General features: G+C 35.6%; 14 protein-coding genes and 3 tRNA genes. 10 read left to right on the forward strand and 7 right to left on the reverse strand.

Annotation, left to right across the window (positions count from 1 at the left end; translation table 11 throughout):
• Nucleotides 1-11: 11 nt before the first annotated feature.
• Together BUR17_RS07255 and BUR17_RS07260 are read left to right on the forward strand one after the other, a co-directional pair.
• Complete coding sequence (locus BUR17_RS07255) at nt 12-803, forward strand: hypothetical protein (protein WP_074229648.1); 792 nt, start codon at nt 12-14, stop codon at nt 801-803.
• On the forward strand, nt 790-1557 hold the full coding sequence (locus BUR17_RS07260) for a methylamine utilization protein MauJ (RefSeq protein ID WP_074229649.1): 768 nt from the start codon (nt 790-792) through the stop codon (nt 1555-1557). The genes BUR17_RS07255 and BUR17_RS07260 overlap by 14 nt, the downstream gene beginning before the upstream one ends.
• A 14-nt stretch (nt 1558-1571) precedes the next feature.
• Here the strand turns inward: BUR17_RS07260 and BUR17_RS07265 are convergent, their stop codons facing one another.
• The 6 genes from BUR17_RS07265 to BUR17_RS07290 form a co-directional block, all read right to left on the reverse strand.
• Nucleotides 1572-2453: an ORF6N domain-containing protein gene (locus BUR17_RS07265; RefSeq protein ID WP_074230254.1), complete on the reverse strand. Its 882-nt coding sequence runs from the start codon at nt 2451-2453 to the stop codon at nt 1572-1574.
• A complete protein-coding gene (locus tag BUR17_RS07270) occupies nt 2443-4536 on the reverse strand; it encodes a type IA DNA topoisomerase (protein WP_074229650.1) in 2094 nt (697 codons plus the stop codon). The genes BUR17_RS07265 and BUR17_RS07270 overlap by 11 nt, the downstream gene beginning before the upstream one ends.
• A gap of 6 nt (nt 4537-4542) precedes the next feature.
• Complete coding sequence (locus BUR17_RS07275; RefSeq protein ID WP_074229651.1) at nt 4543-6015, reverse strand: DUF3945 domain-containing protein; 1473 nt, start codon at nt 6013-6015, stop codon at nt 4543-4545.
• Between the two features lie 85 nt (nt 6016-6100).
• Entirely contained in the window at nt 6101-6409 is a 309-nt protein-coding gene (locus tag BUR17_RS07280) for a helix-turn-helix domain-containing protein (RefSeq protein WP_045497647.1), read from the reverse strand.
• Nucleotides 6410-6429: 20 nt separating this feature from the next.
• On the reverse strand, nt 6430-6789 hold the full coding sequence (locus BUR17_RS07285) for a helix-turn-helix domain-containing protein (RefSeq protein WP_074229652.1): 360 nt from the start codon (nt 6787-6789) through the stop codon (nt 6430-6432).
• A gap of 249 nt (nt 6790-7038) precedes the next feature.
• Entirely contained in the window at nt 7039-7884 is an 846-nt protein-coding gene (locus BUR17_RS07290; RefSeq protein ID WP_074229653.1) for an RteC domain-containing protein, read from the reverse strand.
• 550 nt (nt 7885-8434) lie between these two features.
• Here BUR17_RS07290 and BUR17_RS07295 point away from each other — a divergent pair.
• Nucleotides 8435-8508: transfer RNA gene (locus BUR17_RS07295), tRNA-Arg, on the forward strand.
• 307 nt (nt 8509-8815) lie between these two features.
• Here the strand turns inward: BUR17_RS07295 and BUR17_RS07300 are convergent.
• Nucleotides 8816-10018: a CynX/NimT family MFS transporter gene (locus tag BUR17_RS07300; RefSeq protein ID WP_074229654.1), complete on the reverse strand. Its 1203-nt coding sequence runs from the start codon at nt 10016-10018 to the stop codon at nt 8816-8818.
• Between the two features lie 391 nt (nt 10019-10409).
• Here BUR17_RS07300 and BUR17_RS07305 point away from each other — a divergent pair.
• The 7 genes from BUR17_RS07305 to BUR17_RS07335 all read left to right on the forward strand — a co-directional run bounded on the left by BUR17_RS07305 (nt 10410) and on the right by BUR17_RS07335 (nt 13402).
• A tRNA-Pro gene (locus BUR17_RS07305) sits at nt 10410-10484 on the forward strand.
• Between the two features lie 129 nt (nt 10485-10613).
• Nucleotides 10614-10687, forward strand: a tRNA-Arg gene (locus BUR17_RS07310).
• A gap of 49 nt (nt 10688-10736) precedes the next feature.
• Nucleotides 10737-10889, forward strand: coding sequence for a GIY-YIG nuclease family protein (locus BUR17_RS20975; protein ID WP_228418627.1), 153 nt, complete (start codon nt 10737-10739; stop codon nt 10887-10889).
• Nucleotides 10890-11080: 191 nt separating this feature from the next.
• The gene (locus BUR17_RS07320) at nt 11081-11341 is read left to right on the forward strand and encodes a GIY-YIG nuclease family protein (protein ID WP_074229655.1); all 261 of its coding nucleotides are present in this window, start codon (nt 11081-11083) and stop codon (nt 11339-11341) included.
• 226 nt (nt 11342-11567) lie between these two features.
• Complete coding sequence (locus tag BUR17_RS07325) at nt 11568-12176, forward strand: Crp/Fnr family transcriptional regulator (RefSeq protein WP_074229656.1); 609 nt, start codon at nt 11568-11570, stop codon at nt 12174-12176.
• A 104-nt stretch (nt 12177-12280) separates the two neighbouring features.
• Entirely contained in the window at nt 12281-12925 is a 645-nt protein-coding gene (locus BUR17_RS07330) for a hypothetical protein (RefSeq protein WP_074229657.1), read from the forward strand.
• Nucleotides 12926-13000: 75 nt separating this feature from the next.
• Nucleotides 13001-13402, forward strand: a complete 402-nt coding sequence (locus BUR17_RS07335) for a DUF3302 domain-containing protein (protein ID WP_084550444.1) — start codon at nt 13001-13003, stop codon at nt 13400-13402.
• The last annotated feature ends 11 nt before the right edge of the window (nt 13403-13413 follow it).

Consider the following 13413-nt stretch of genomic DNA (forward strand, 5'->3'; position numbering starts at 1 on the left):
TTACAGAGATATTGGTTAAAACAACCTATCAAATAGTTATTTCAAAAGAACCCACATTTCAAAGTAATCCTTTAGCATTTGGTTCAGGGTTCTTTATGAATTTCAAAGACAAATTATTTTTCATTACAGCAGACCATAATATTCATATTGAAGACCATCAAATTAATGAGAGAACTGGTGTTGATAATTATGTTGGGATATTCAACAATATAAGTGACAGAAATAACTTTTCAACGATAATTACCCCAGTAGGTGGGTTTTATTATATGGAGAGTTTCGATATTTCTAAAAATAATTTAAATATTCAATTAGTTGATGTAGCAATAAGTATGGTAGACAGAGAGAAGTTTGAAGCTCCATTTTTTACAGATGAAAATATACCAGACCAAGATGAAAATCTTATTGTTTCTCAAAATCAACAAAAGTTTGAATTTCTCGAAGAACATATTGTTGAACCGTCTGGAAAAGATACATATTTTATATATGGAAAGATTAAACCTAACTTTAAAGGACTATTTCTTCATCGTGATATTACATTTAAAAATAACCTTAAGTACATAAATTCTTATGGGGACTATCTCTTATTAAATACTGATAAAGAGATTTCTGATTATGAAAATTGGGCAGGATTAAGTGGCTCTCCAGTTATAAATCAAGATGGCAAATGTGTAGGTGTATTATGCTCAATAAATGAGGGTACTAAATCAGTATTTGTAAAACCCTTTAGTAAGATACTACCATTTTTGGATACAATCATTTTACAAGAACAACATCAACTAACAAAGAGTAATGAGAATATATAACGTTGAATTATTAGTTTATGGGCAAGTTGCTGTAAAAAGAGCGATAGATTTTAGTACCGAAAAGGAACTTGACTTAGGTAATGTTTTTCGTAGTGATATTTCTATAAGACCCCATAAACAAGGTTTTTTGATTTCTTCTACTGTATATACAGCAGACCAAGACAGAGCCTACAAAGTAGCATTACTTTTTATAGGAAAAATGCTGGATATTTTATCACTTAGAACAAATTCACCACTCAATGTTAGTTTAAATGAATATCGGCAAATTGAAAATGGCAACAATGTTAGGGCTGTAATAAATCGTGAAGAGTTTATGCTCTGTTTTAGAGTTGCCCGTGACTTAAATCTCAACCAAAATAAGTTATTAAGAGCATTCAGTTGGTATCGAAAGGGCTTATACACTGATGACCCTTTTGACAAGTTTTTAGCATTTTGGAATGCAATAAGTGTTGTTGCAGACGGTTATTGCAATGACAATGAGAGAACTAGGCAAGGAATAATAAACAAAATATGGGATTGCTTTATTACGCTTTGGGGTGAATGTGCAGACTGGGAATATATAAATGGAGATGATAGATGGGTTAATGACAATAACGATATTAGAAATAAGATTGCACACGGTGGGGTAACAGTAGATGTACAATATGTAGAAAACGTAATTAGCAAACTTCCAATAGTACAAAATATAGCATATAAATTACTACAACAATGGGCTGAAAGATTAGGTACTAATGTAGCTTTTGAGATGCATTAATTGATTTAATACTATTAAATGTTTTCAAGTAACCTAAGCATCCTACCGACTTCAATATCCATCCTCGAAAAAGCAAACCATTTCTTGCCTAGATCTTTGAGTGACGCCCCGATGTGGTAGAGTTCTGAATTATCAATAATCAAAAAACGGTCGTGGGCATCGGAAAAAAGCTTAATATCTACTGGAGGATATTGGCTATTGTAGCGTTGTAAGTCTAACCGTAATTGACTGCTGATGCTTTTGGTGTAGATAGTAGCGGTTACACTGCTGTTTCGCTTGCCTAATATGGTTAGTACCGTATCATCCACATAATTATCAAGCAGGATAATAGAACTTTTGGCATTGCGAATAATATCAGAAACAAAGGTATAGGCATCAAAAATCTGCCCATTGTAGAAAATGCCTTTTTCGCTGTGGAGCTTGTCGCTTTCCATAGCCTTAAAAATTTCTTCAAATTTTTGGTCGGCTTCCAGTTGCTTCAATTCAATACTATCCAAACGATGAAACAAAGCGGCATTGCTGATAAGCATTCTACGCATTTCCACAAAGGCTTCCATAATTTCAACACTGACTTTAACTGCTATATCTGAACGGAGTATAGCGGAAGCCATTGCGACCCCTTGTTCAGTAAAAACATGAGGCAAATAACGCCTTCCGCCGTAATTTAAACTTGAGGTTCCAATTTGGAACCTCAAGTTTTCAACTTCCTCTTCGGTCAGTTGAAAGCAAAAAGAGACAGGAAATCGCTCAATGTTTCTCTTTACAGCTTTGTTGAGGTTTTTTGTTTCCACTTGGTATAATGAAGCAAGGTCGCTATCCAACATCACTTGCTTGCCACGTATGGTATAAATCAGGTTCTTAATTTCCATTAGGCTAATGGCAGGTCTATTTTCCATTACTTCTTGTAACTTTTGTTTTTTCAAATTCAAAAGAGGTTTTGCAATCCTCATTCAACACGATATAAGCATCGAATTTTTTTCCTGCTTTGCTTTTCATTCCTTTGATGAGTGAAGTTTTTCCTTTACTGACTAGGCTTTCAATATCTACTATGCCTATTTGTACGCCGCACACATTGCGAAACTGTACCCAGCCACAAACTTCATCGGGACATTTCACGATTTTATCACGGATAATGAGTTGCTGGCTTTTGCATTTTGGACAAACCAATTTAGGCAGGTTGTTTTGGGCAATGGAAGTTTGCAGCAATTCATTGGTAATAGATGAAGCGAAAGCTTCCATTTCGCTTTGAAATGTTCCTGCATCGGCTTCGTTATCTTCGATTTTCTGCAATGTGAGTTCCCATTCGGCAGTCATTGCAACGTCCGCAATTTTTCGGTCTTTGACCAACTCATATACCTGTAATCCCTTTTCGGTGGGGATTAAAGATTTCTTTTCTCGTTGGATATAGTTACGAGTAAACAATGTTTCGATTATTGCAGCTCTGGTAGCCGGAGTACCGATACCTATATTTTGCAGGGCTTTCCGTTCGTCTTCATTTTCGATTTCCTTTCCTGCGCTTTCCATAGCCGACAAAAGCCCTGCTTCGGTATAAAGCACAGGTGGTTTGGTTTTCTTTTCCAAAACAGAGGCTTCTTTTATTTTGAGTTTATTACCCTTTTTCAGTTCAGGCAAATCTTGTATAGGTTCGGTATCATCGTCCGTAAAACTTCCCTTAATCGAACGCCAACCAGCTTCCGTAACTTTACTACCTTTTACGATAAAATCATAATGCAATACTTGTAAAGCCACATCAGTTATCTCTTTGATACAAGCTTGTGAAAGGGCTTCCAGCAATCGAAACGCAATCATATCGTAAACAGCATTTTCCTTTGCGTTCAGTGCTGACGGGATTTTGTCTGTAATTAATAATCCGTGGTGATCGGTAACACGTAAATCGTTCACAATACGTTTACTGAAACGCCCCCATTTCATTTTTGACACGCCTTGTTTACAGGTTTCCCTGTCCTGTAAAGCCCTCACTAGTTTGGGAATTTCTGCCCACATATCTTCAGGAATGTATTTGCTTCCAGTACGTGGATAAGTGATAAACTTCTTTTCGTAAAGACTTTGAGCAATATTGAGAGTTTCTTCGGCAGAAAGGTTCAGCTTTTTGTTGGCTTCCTTTTGCAAGCCAGTCAGGTCGAACAATAAAGGCGGTTGTTCTGTAACGCTTTTGGTTTCGACCGATATAACTGTTGCAGTTTCGCTTCGCTGAATGGTTTTCAGCGTATCATCGGCGAGTTTTTGGTCTTCCCATTTAGATTTGGAAAGACTTTTAAAGTCTATTAGATCCTTATTATGTAATAGCTGTATCTGCCAATATTTCATTATCGAGAAATTTTTGTTTTCCAAATAGCGTTTGCATATCAAGGCCAGTGTTGGTGTCTGTACTCTTCCAAGCGAATAGATGCCATTGTCGACGGCTATGGAAAGTGCCTGTGTAGCATTGATACCTACGAGCCAATCGGCACGACTTCTGCCTTGTGCCGCCTGATACAAGCCGTCAAATGCTGTCCCGTCTTTCAGGTTATCAAAACCTTGCTTTATTGCCTTTTCGGTAAGTGAGCTTATCCAAAGACGTTCAAAAGGTTTGTTGCATTTGAGGTATTCGTAGATATAGCGAAATATCAGTTCGCCCTCACGTCCTGCATCGGTAGCGACAATAATGCTGTGACTACGATTAAAAAGCTGTTCGATAACTTTCAGTTGCTTTAATGCTCCTGTATCAGCGGTATAGCCTTTATCTTTTTTAACCTTGCGAACGGTTAATAAAAACGGGTTGGGTAATATGGGTAGGGATGCTTTATCAAATCCCGAGATCCCATAATCTTCGGGCATTCCCAATCCTATAAGATGTCCGAATGCCCACGTAACAAAATAGCCGTTACCTGTAAGGTAGCCGTCCTTTTTATCAGATGCACCCACAAGTCCAGCTATTTCTCTTGCTACACTTGGTTTTTCTGCAATAATTGTTTTCATAATTGATTACCTTTTTACGCCTTTGGACTTTGTAGGAGCTTTGGGCTTTTCCTGTTGTTCCTGCTGCTGTTTGTTTTTTGGGTTTTGTTGCCCCGACTTCAAAGGCTCGTTGATGTTTTTGGTTGCTTCGTTGGTCTTGCCTTCCGAATTAACGGCAGTTTGCGTTTTATGAGCTTCGGTAGGTTTTACCTGTGCCTTAACCTGGCTTGGAAATTGGAAGTTCGTTTTTCCAGTTTCTGCATTGAAAGTGATATAACCTTGATACGGTTGCCCTTTTTTATCTTTCAATCCGTCAATGTAAACGGTTTGACCAGCTTTAAAATCCTTATGTTGCTCATCAGTCAATTCTTTACCTCTGAATGTTTTTGGAGCTTCCTGCGGCTGACTTTGCTGGTTGGTTCGTTGACTGTTCTGTCCATTGCTTTGCGTTTGTCTATTGGAATTATTACGGTCAAAAAGAAACTCCACATAACGTTTGTCTGCATTGAACTGTACCGTTGCTGAAAATTCTGTTCCTTTCGTGGAAATCATACCCTCTAACTTTAGCGGATTACCCTCCATTAAAGTCTGTTTTTGTACATCATTCAGTTTTACGCCCTTAATTTCATCGGGAATTTTTATGAAATCCGTTCGTAATGCAATTACATCGTTTGTCAACCTATCTATACTGATAATGGACGGCATTAGGTCGCCTGTTTTTGAATTAACCAGATTAACCACACGCCCCATATTGCCCGTTTCGAGCAGGTTTTTCTTGTCCTCATCCGTAAACTTATGTCCGAAAAATTCAAAATGCAGATTAGGTTCTTTTTTTATCCCGTGTATTGCCACGACAACTTTCCCGTCTTCTGCTTGCTGTAAAGACAAGCGGGCATCCGTTCGGAGGATAGTACCACCGAGGTTAACACCAATCGGTACGAGCTCATTGGTTTTATAACCTTTCAATAAAGGGTCAAGTAGGTTTCTTTTTTCAAGGTATTCTTTGCTTAATCCAAGATTGGTCATAGTGTCCCAATCAATCTGTTCTGGTTTGTAGCGGTATTCGCTGGTTTCCGATGTTGTTGTTTGTGTTGTTGCCATATCATTTTTATTTTCTTGTTTTTTATCCTGTGATGGTTGTGCTTTTACTTCGTGTTCTTCCATCACTTTTTCACCTTCTGGAGTTGGCTTATCCACTTGTTTTTGCATTTCTTGTGCTTTTTCAACAGCAACAGGTGCTGGCACTTTGAAGAAAGTGAAGTTTGTAGGGTTCTTTAACTGGCTGAAAAAATTGGAAAAGAAGTTGGAAAAGAAATCACCACTTTTATCTATACGCATAAATTGGTTTTGGTTTTTCTTTGTAGGATCAACGGTTTCCATTTTCCCGTTTTCGTCGATGCTTTTTACGGCTTGGATTTTCATTTTTTCTTTATCCAGCACCAGCAATATGTCCGAAAGCTGTTCGGGCATATCCTGTTTGTTTGTGGTTTCTTCGCTCATAATCTGAAAAATTTTAAAATTCGATGTTGAAAGTAAAGTAAGTGTTCACTGCATTGCACTAATTGGCATTCAAAGGCAGTGTTTGTCACTTACTGGCGTTCAGTTTAGTTGTAGGAGGATTAAAACTTTCCCGGATAAACTGATGCACATCGGACAACTTATAATACAGTTTTCCGCTTATTGTGTAATAAGGAAGTTTCCCAATGGAGCGATACCGTTGCAGGGAACGATTGCTAATTTTCAGCATTTGAAGTAAATCCTGATTATCGAGCAGCTCTTCACCGTCTATACTATTGCGTTTCTTTTGCAACTCGTCTATATTGTCACCCAACATATCGAGGCGACCCATCAGCCGATCCATCCAAGCCAAAAATTCCATTCTGTCAATATTCATAGGACAATACTTTTAAGGGTTCATACCTGTTTTTTATCTGCCTTTAGCTTTCTGCCTTTTTCGATATAACTTTTACCTTTTACCATAAGCTCTTGCACATACTCCTCACTACTCTGTATGGCATTGGTATTAAGCAAATCCTTAATTGCTCCAATGGTGTAGAAATACTGACCATACATTTTTGAATAAGCTATCTCACCTCTGGTTCGCATTCGCCATAAGGTTTTCTCGCTGATGTGCAGGTATTGGCATATCTCGTGGTTATTAAGCCACAGGTCATCATAACTTTTGTCTTCCTGTCTTTTTAGATAGTCTGCAATGGCGCTGATACGGCTGTTGAGCTGTTGCCATGCTTCCTCTTCAATAGTTATTATTTTCATTGCACAGTATTTAAAGTTCACTATGCAAAATTGTGAAAGGTGGTAGTGTTTGTCTGCCAACCTTTACCCATTGGTTTGACGATTTTTTGAAAATTTTCACAATCTCAGAAAACACTTGTCTAATAAGAGTTTTGAAGCATTTGAGATATTCTGGATTAGCGTTTTGGTACTGTTTGCCAATTGGCAGATATGGGCAAAGAAATAGCAGTACATTTTGTGTACTGCTTGTAAACTGCTCTGTTGATGTAGTTAAAGGTCTTTATCCATGTATTCCTCTAATGAAGCTTTAAGCTGGTCTAAAAATGCCGTTCGGGAGCCACTTCGGGTTTTCATTCGGTGGAAAGAGTGATGTATATCGTTTAAGGGAGTTCGGAATAACACCTGAAAAATCAAAGCTAATTTTCGGATGCCAACTTTTCCGTGGGCAATAGAATTTGAAGCATATAGGGCGTATATCAGTTCGATAAGTGCATTTTGAGAATTTGTCCACGAAATATCCTTGTTAGCATCCAAATTCTGCAAAACTGTATCGGGATTTTCTTCGGGATTGATTTTAGTAAGCACATAGGTATAAAGTAGCTCATTCGCCACAATATGGGCTATCTTGTTATCAAAATATGTTGAAAAGCTGAGATCAATTTCAAATACAGCACTCTTTAAACCATCATGATAGTTGATTTGTCCGAGCCTGAAATAAATGTGGTCACGGTCTGTTCTGCCAGCACGATAATACCTGTAAAAATCTTCATTGCAAATACTTTCTTTATATTCTGATTTGAGAGTTTTTAATAGATTTTCATAATAGCTTTGATGTATTTTGCCATTGCTCACGGGGCAGGTTGTTTCGATGCGGAAGACTTTGTTATAGTAAATAAGCTTCCCTAAGATGTTTGGTTTAATGTTCTTGAAAAAATCAATCTCTTGTTGCTCATTTGCAAACCCATCCCGTAAGATTTGAAATTTTATTTCACATAGCATCTCCTTTAGAAATAAAGTCATTTGGTAAGCCTCTTCCGGCATCTGCATCATTTGAGAAGAAAGTTTATCTTCTTGATACTGAATTTGCGTTAATATTTTATTCAATACGATTTCCATAGCATAGTCTTTTAGAGGTTCTCACTATTTATTCAGAGCTGGAACTATTGTTAACATGCCAAAATTTGGAAATAATAATGAAACCAATATCACAGATTACCCCCTATGGGGGAATTTTTATTTAAGGATAGGGAGCAAAAAAGGGTAAAGTAATAATATACCTTACCCAATTATTTAGTAGATTTGCATTAATGATTTACAAGGTAATCAAATGAAAGCGAGTGCAGTAAGCACCATTACTAAATCGTTACCGGTAGAGTTCTCACTCTTGTAAACTATTCTTTATTAGCCGCTTTGGGCTTTACTGCTTTTTTTAAATTAAAAAAATAAGAATAAGTTTGCATGCTATTATTAAATAATACTACATTTGCACCACAAAAAAAGAATAGAGACAAGGCTCTCTGTATAAAAGAAAGCCTTTAAAATATAATTGTCGTGATATTTTTATAGATCTTGAGAAAGAGCTAATTTTTTCAAATCATTTAAAAAATGGTTCGAAAATTGTCCCGACAGGACGACTGTTTTAATAGTTTTCTCAAAACTATTCAATGGGTGCGTAGCTCAGCTGGATAGAGCATCTGCCTTCTAAGCAGACGGTCTCAGGTTCGAATCCTGACGCGCTCACTTAAAACTCACAATTTTTATTGTGAGTTTTTTTGTTTTAATGACCTTATTATATTTTACCACATAGTTTCTTCTAAAATCTTTCGACAAATATTCAAATGGATGAAGCATCCCGATTTAATCGGGACGGTCTCAGGTTTGAATCCTTTCGCGCTCACACAAAACTCACAATAGAAATTGTGAGTTTTGTGTTTTAATGAACTTTTTATATTTTTCTAAATCATTTTTTCTAAAATAATTCACCAAATATTATTTAGCAAAAATATTGGAAAAATTCCCCATTTTTTTCAGCTGTAAAATTTATCATTTAATCTTCTACAAATTTTCTTCTTGCAGCTTTCATTCCAAAATAAAACATTGTTGTAATCGAAAGTCCTAAAAAGTAAAACGACAACTTCCAGGAGGAATCAAAATCGTGTAATTTACCAAAAACAGCTGGTCCGAAAGCTGCTATCAAATACCCTACAGATTGTGCCATTCCTGAAATTTTAATCGCATTAGCACTGGATTTTGTTCGTAAAGAGAAAAATAAAATCGATAAACTAAATGAAAGACCATTTGATAAACCCAATAATACTGCGGTTACATAAATCCATTCTGATTTCAGCCACGCAAACATCAAAACACTTGCTAACATTAATATGAAAATAAAAACAATCATCGCTTTTTGATCTTTCATTTTATTTGCAATAATTGGCCCTACAAAAGTGATTGGAATCATCGAAATCTGTATGATAAATAAAATCCAGCCTGGTTCGTTTCCCTGCATTCCATAATCGCCAAGAACTGCCGGTAACCACGAGATTAATGAATAATACACTAAAGATTGAAGTCCCATAAAAATACTGATATTCCAAGCCTGTTTAGATTTAAACATATTAAAATCAGATTTAACAAGCGAATTTCCTATTTGTTTTGATTTGGATTTATTCAATAATAATTCTAAGACCACAACAAATAATGCCAATAATGCAATTACGAGCCAAATCCCTAAAGAACCTCGCCATCCGTAACCTGTCCATTCACCAAGACTTACACTGCATCCTGAAGCCAAAGCTGCGGTAAGATTCATAGAAACAGCAAAAACACCTGTCATCAAGCCTATCTGTTTCGGAAAATTATTTTTAATATAACCAGGTGTAATGACATTTCCGATACAAACTCCCAAGCCAATAAATATCGACCCTGTAAATAAAGTCCAAACTGAGCCAAATACCCGCATAAAAAGCCCGAAACTTAAAATAATCAATGCGTATAATAAAAATCTGTTGATGCTGAAACGGTGTGAAAACTTGCTCACCAAAACAGAACAGCTTGCAAACATCAGAAGCGGAATTGAGGTAAGCATACTGCTTTGTAAATTATTTAAATGAAGCGAATTGCTAATTTGATTCAGAACCGGACCTACAGAAGTAATAGGAGAACGCAAATTACTGGATACTAAAACCAAAACCAATACATTTATTATCAACAGGATGTAAGAAAAATCCCTTCTTATTTTATTTCTCATAATGCTTTATAAAATTGATATTACAAAATTAGCTTGGTTATTTTATATAAATTTGCCATAATATTAATCTGAAACGACATGACTACTGCATGAACTTTAAACATTAGTGAGATTACCAAACTTAATTTTGTTCTAAAAAACATAATTCTATTTTCTCAATTTCTAATTTACAATGAGCAACTCTCCTATTATTAAAGAGAAATTGTAAAATTATTTTCAATTTTTTATTTCCAGATAAGTCAATGATTATTAACATCGTAAGAGTAATTAAAAAATAAAAACTTAATATTCACAAAAAATTATTACATATTTAATTTTGAATTGTGAAAAAATGTCCTATCTTTGCACCCAGAAAAAACAAGGTAATTCTTGTTAAAAGATGACCTTTAATCGGGGCGTAGCGTAGTCCGGTCATCGCGCCTGGTTTGGGACCAGGAGGTCGCAGGTTCGAATCCTGCCGCCCCGACTGTTTTAATAGTTTTCTCAAAACTATTTAATAAGTGTGTAGCGTAGTTTAGAGCATTCCGATTTTCGGAACGGTCAAAGATGAAAACACTCACTTAAAGTTTTCAGTAATTTCTTAAAAATTGCAAATGGGTGCGTAGCTCAGCTGGATAGAGCATCTGCCTTCTAAGCAGACGGTCTCAGGTTCGAATCCTGACGCGCTCACACAAAACTCACAATGAAAATTGTGAGTTTTTTTGTGTAAATTAGTTTCATGTGTTTTTGTTACATACTTTACTCTAAATCTTTAGACAAATATTATATTGGAAGTTCATGTGAAGACTTACAGGAAAGACTAAGAAAGCATCTTTCAAACCATAAAGGATATACTTCAAAAATCAAAGACTGGATTATAAGAATTCCCTGATAAAAGCTCTGCATACAAAAGAGAGTTACAAATCAAATCGTGGAAAAGTAAAATTAAAATTTCTGAATTAATTAAAAATTCAGCTGGATAGAGCATCCCGATTTAATCGGGACAGTCAAAGGTTCGAATCCTTTCGCGCTCACTTAAAACTCACAATTTCTATTGTGAGTTTTTTTGTTTACTTTAGTTCCATGTGTTTTTGTTACATACTTTATTCTAAATCTCTTGACAAGTATTATGTCGGAAGTTCAAGTTCTTGTGAAGACTTACAGGAAAGATTGAGGAAACACCTTTCAAATCATAAAGGACATACTTCAAAAGTCAAAGACTGGATTATTGTCTATTTTGAAGAATTCCCTGATAAAAGCTCTGCATACAAAAGAGAGTTACAAATTAAATCGTGGAAAAGTAAAATTAAAATTTCTGAATTAATTAAAAATTCAAATGGATAAAGCATCCCGACTTAATCGGGACGGTCTCAGGTTCGAATCCTGACGCGCTCACTTAAAACTCACAATTTTCATTGTGAGTTTTTTTGTTTTAATGACCTCTCTATATTTTACCACATCGTTTCTTCGAAAATCTTTCAACAAATATTCAACTAAATAGCAATAGCATTTTTTTCTTTATCAATTTTTTTCTTTATTTTTAATATTCTGATTTAAGACCTTTAAAAAGATGGCAACACCGTCGGAACTATTAAAAAATTTAGACTACCTTCATCCGCTTAACGATGAAGAGCGTGACGCCCTATCTAAAATTGGCAAACCACTATTTCTTTCAAAAAAAACAAAATTGGTTGAGTCAGGCGATTTATTTGACCATGTTTTTGTACTTACAACTGGCTTATTGCGTTGGTATTTTGATTCGGATGATGGTACCGAAAATAATGTTTTTTTTACCTCAGAAAAAGAACACGCTATTATAGCCGGAATTCCGGAATATTATGACGACCAAAAGCAGACAAAATACACGATTGAAGCGCTTGTGGATACTCAATTATTGTTGTTCCCAAAAGATCAGTTCGAGGAACTGGCTTTTCAGCATAAAGGCATTTTTCAATTTTACATTAAATCTCTAAAAGTGATCATCGGTACTTTACGCAATCGTACAGAGCAATTGTGCAGCGATTCTCCGAGCGCTCGCTATGAAGTTTTCTTAAAAAATCGTCCTTACATTACAAGGAATGCAAACCGTAAGTATATTGCCAATTTTTTAGGAATTACACCCAATTCTTTATCCAGATTAACAGCCCGCATACAAAAAAAACCGCCACCGAAAAAATAACTTAAGAATAGTTTTTCAGAGTTTCTTCGTTTTAATTTTGCACTGTACAAAAACCTGTATTACAGTCGATTGTACAAAAAGTATGATTTAAAACAAAAAAAACAATGAACAAAAAAATTCTAAGAATAGCTACAGTAAGCTTATTCATGCTGTTAGCAAGTAACTCCGTAAATGCCCAAACTCAACCAGTAGAAAAAATTGGCACTTACATTACTAAGGAAATGTCATTTCTTAATATGACCCCGTTACAGGCACAACAGATTTATCAAATCAATGTACAAGCTGCTGCTGCGGTAGAAAATTTAGACCAAAAAAGTTTTGCTCAAAATTCTTCACAGAAAGAAAATTTCGAAAGTTTTGCAAAAATTTTAAAAGAAAGAAACCTTGCCTTACAGGAAATTCTTTCGCCTGCACAGTTCCAGCTTTTTCAGGAAAATAAAATCGCCAGAGCCGCTACTTTCAGAACAATGGTTATGGCACGTATGCTAGATTTAAGCAACGACCAGTTGACACCAATTTTCAACATTAATCAGAAAGTGGTTGAAAACGTAAGAAAAGATCTAGATATCTACTTTTCTGCAAATAACAATAAAGGTAAAAACACTGCTCAACGCAAACTACACAAAGCATTGAAGAAAGCCGATAAAGCTTTTGACCAGATTTTAAGTCCACAGCAAATCACCACTTATCATGAAAATGCCGATTTCTTACGCAGTGTACTTCGCGAAGAATACGGAACTAAAAATTAGTTTTTTATCATGCTTTATGATTCTCGGTATTATCTTAACTGATATGCCGGGATTTTTATCCCAAATTATTTTACTATGCAAAAATTACTTACAATACTGTGTGTATTCCTGTGTTGCGGCCTATCGTATGCTTCCACAGGAACTTTAGAAGATACTATCGCAGATACAGCATCTTGGCTTATCATGCTTATTTTACCATTTGCCGGAATATTTCTTTTTTGGAAAGTTCATATTTATCCTGAAAAAGTGGCGGAAAAGAAAAACCATCCACAATTAAACGCCATCAAAAGCATGTGCTTGCTTTCACTGGTATTTGGCGGTCTTCTTTGGCCGGTTGCTTTAATATGGGCAAACTACGATTACAAAAAAGAAAAAACACCTTCTTCAGATTCAGAAAATTTAGATTCTTCAAACGGAAAAGAAGAAATTTTAATTGAAGAAAACCAATCGCTTTCAAAAGAAACACAAAATCATTAAGAATAAAAATT

Origin of the sequence: Chryseobacterium scophthalmum, from assembly GCF_900143185.1 — a bacterium.
In the GTDB taxonomy this organism is placed as follows: Bacteria; Bacteroidota; Bacteroidia; order Flavobacteriales; family Weeksellaceae; genus Chryseobacterium; species Chryseobacterium scophthalmum.

Excerpts from the sequence above, each read along its gene's own strand:
- BUR17_RS07260 (WP_074229649.1), top strand. The coding sequence starts at position 790 with ATGAGAATATATAACGTTGAATTATTAGTTTATGGGCAAGTTGCTGTA.
- BUR17_RS07265 (WP_074230254.1), bottom strand. The coding sequence starts at position 2,453 with ATGGAAAATAGACCTGCCATTAGCCTAATGGAAATTAAGAACCTGATT.
- BUR17_RS07270 (WP_074229650.1), bottom strand. The coding sequence starts at position 4,536 with ATGAAAACAATTATTGCAGAAAAACCAAGTGTAGCAAGAGAAATAGCT.
- BUR17_RS07275 (WP_074229651.1), bottom strand. The coding sequence starts at position 6,015 with ATGAGCGAAGAAACCACAAACAAACAGGATATGCCCGAACAGCTTTCG.
- BUR17_RS07280 (WP_045497647.1), bottom strand. The coding sequence starts at position 6,409 with ATGAATATTGACAGAATGGAATTTTTGGCTTGGATGGATCGGCTGATG.
- BUR17_RS07285 (WP_074229652.1), bottom strand. The coding sequence starts at position 6,789 with ATGAAAATAATAACTATTGAAGAGGAAGCATGGCAACAGCTCAACAGC.
- BUR17_RS07290 (WP_074229653.1), bottom strand. The coding sequence starts at position 7,884 with ATGGAAATCGTATTGAATAAAATATTAACGCAAATTCAGTATCAAGAA.
- BUR17_RS07300 (WP_074229654.1), bottom strand. The coding sequence starts at position 10,018 with ATGAGAAATAAAATAAGAAGGGATTTTTCTTACATCCTGTTGATAATA.
- BUR17_RS20975 (WP_228418627.1), top strand. The coding sequence starts at position 10,737 with ATGTGTTTTTGTTACATACTTTACTCTAAATCTTTAGACAAATATTAT.
- BUR17_RS07320 (WP_074229655.1), top strand. The coding sequence starts at position 11,081 with ATGTGTTTTTGTTACATACTTTATTCTAAATCTCTTGACAAGTATTAT.
- BUR17_RS07325 (WP_074229656.1), top strand. The coding sequence starts at position 11,568 with ATGGCAACACCGTCGGAACTATTAAAAAATTTAGACTACCTTCATCCG.
- BUR17_RS07330 (WP_074229657.1), top strand. The coding sequence starts at position 12,281 with ATGAACAAAAAAATTCTAAGAATAGCTACAGTAAGCTTATTCATGCTG.
- BUR17_RS07335 (WP_084550444.1), top strand. The coding sequence starts at position 13,001 with ATGCAAAAATTACTTACAATACTGTGTGTATTCCTGTGTTGCGGCCTA.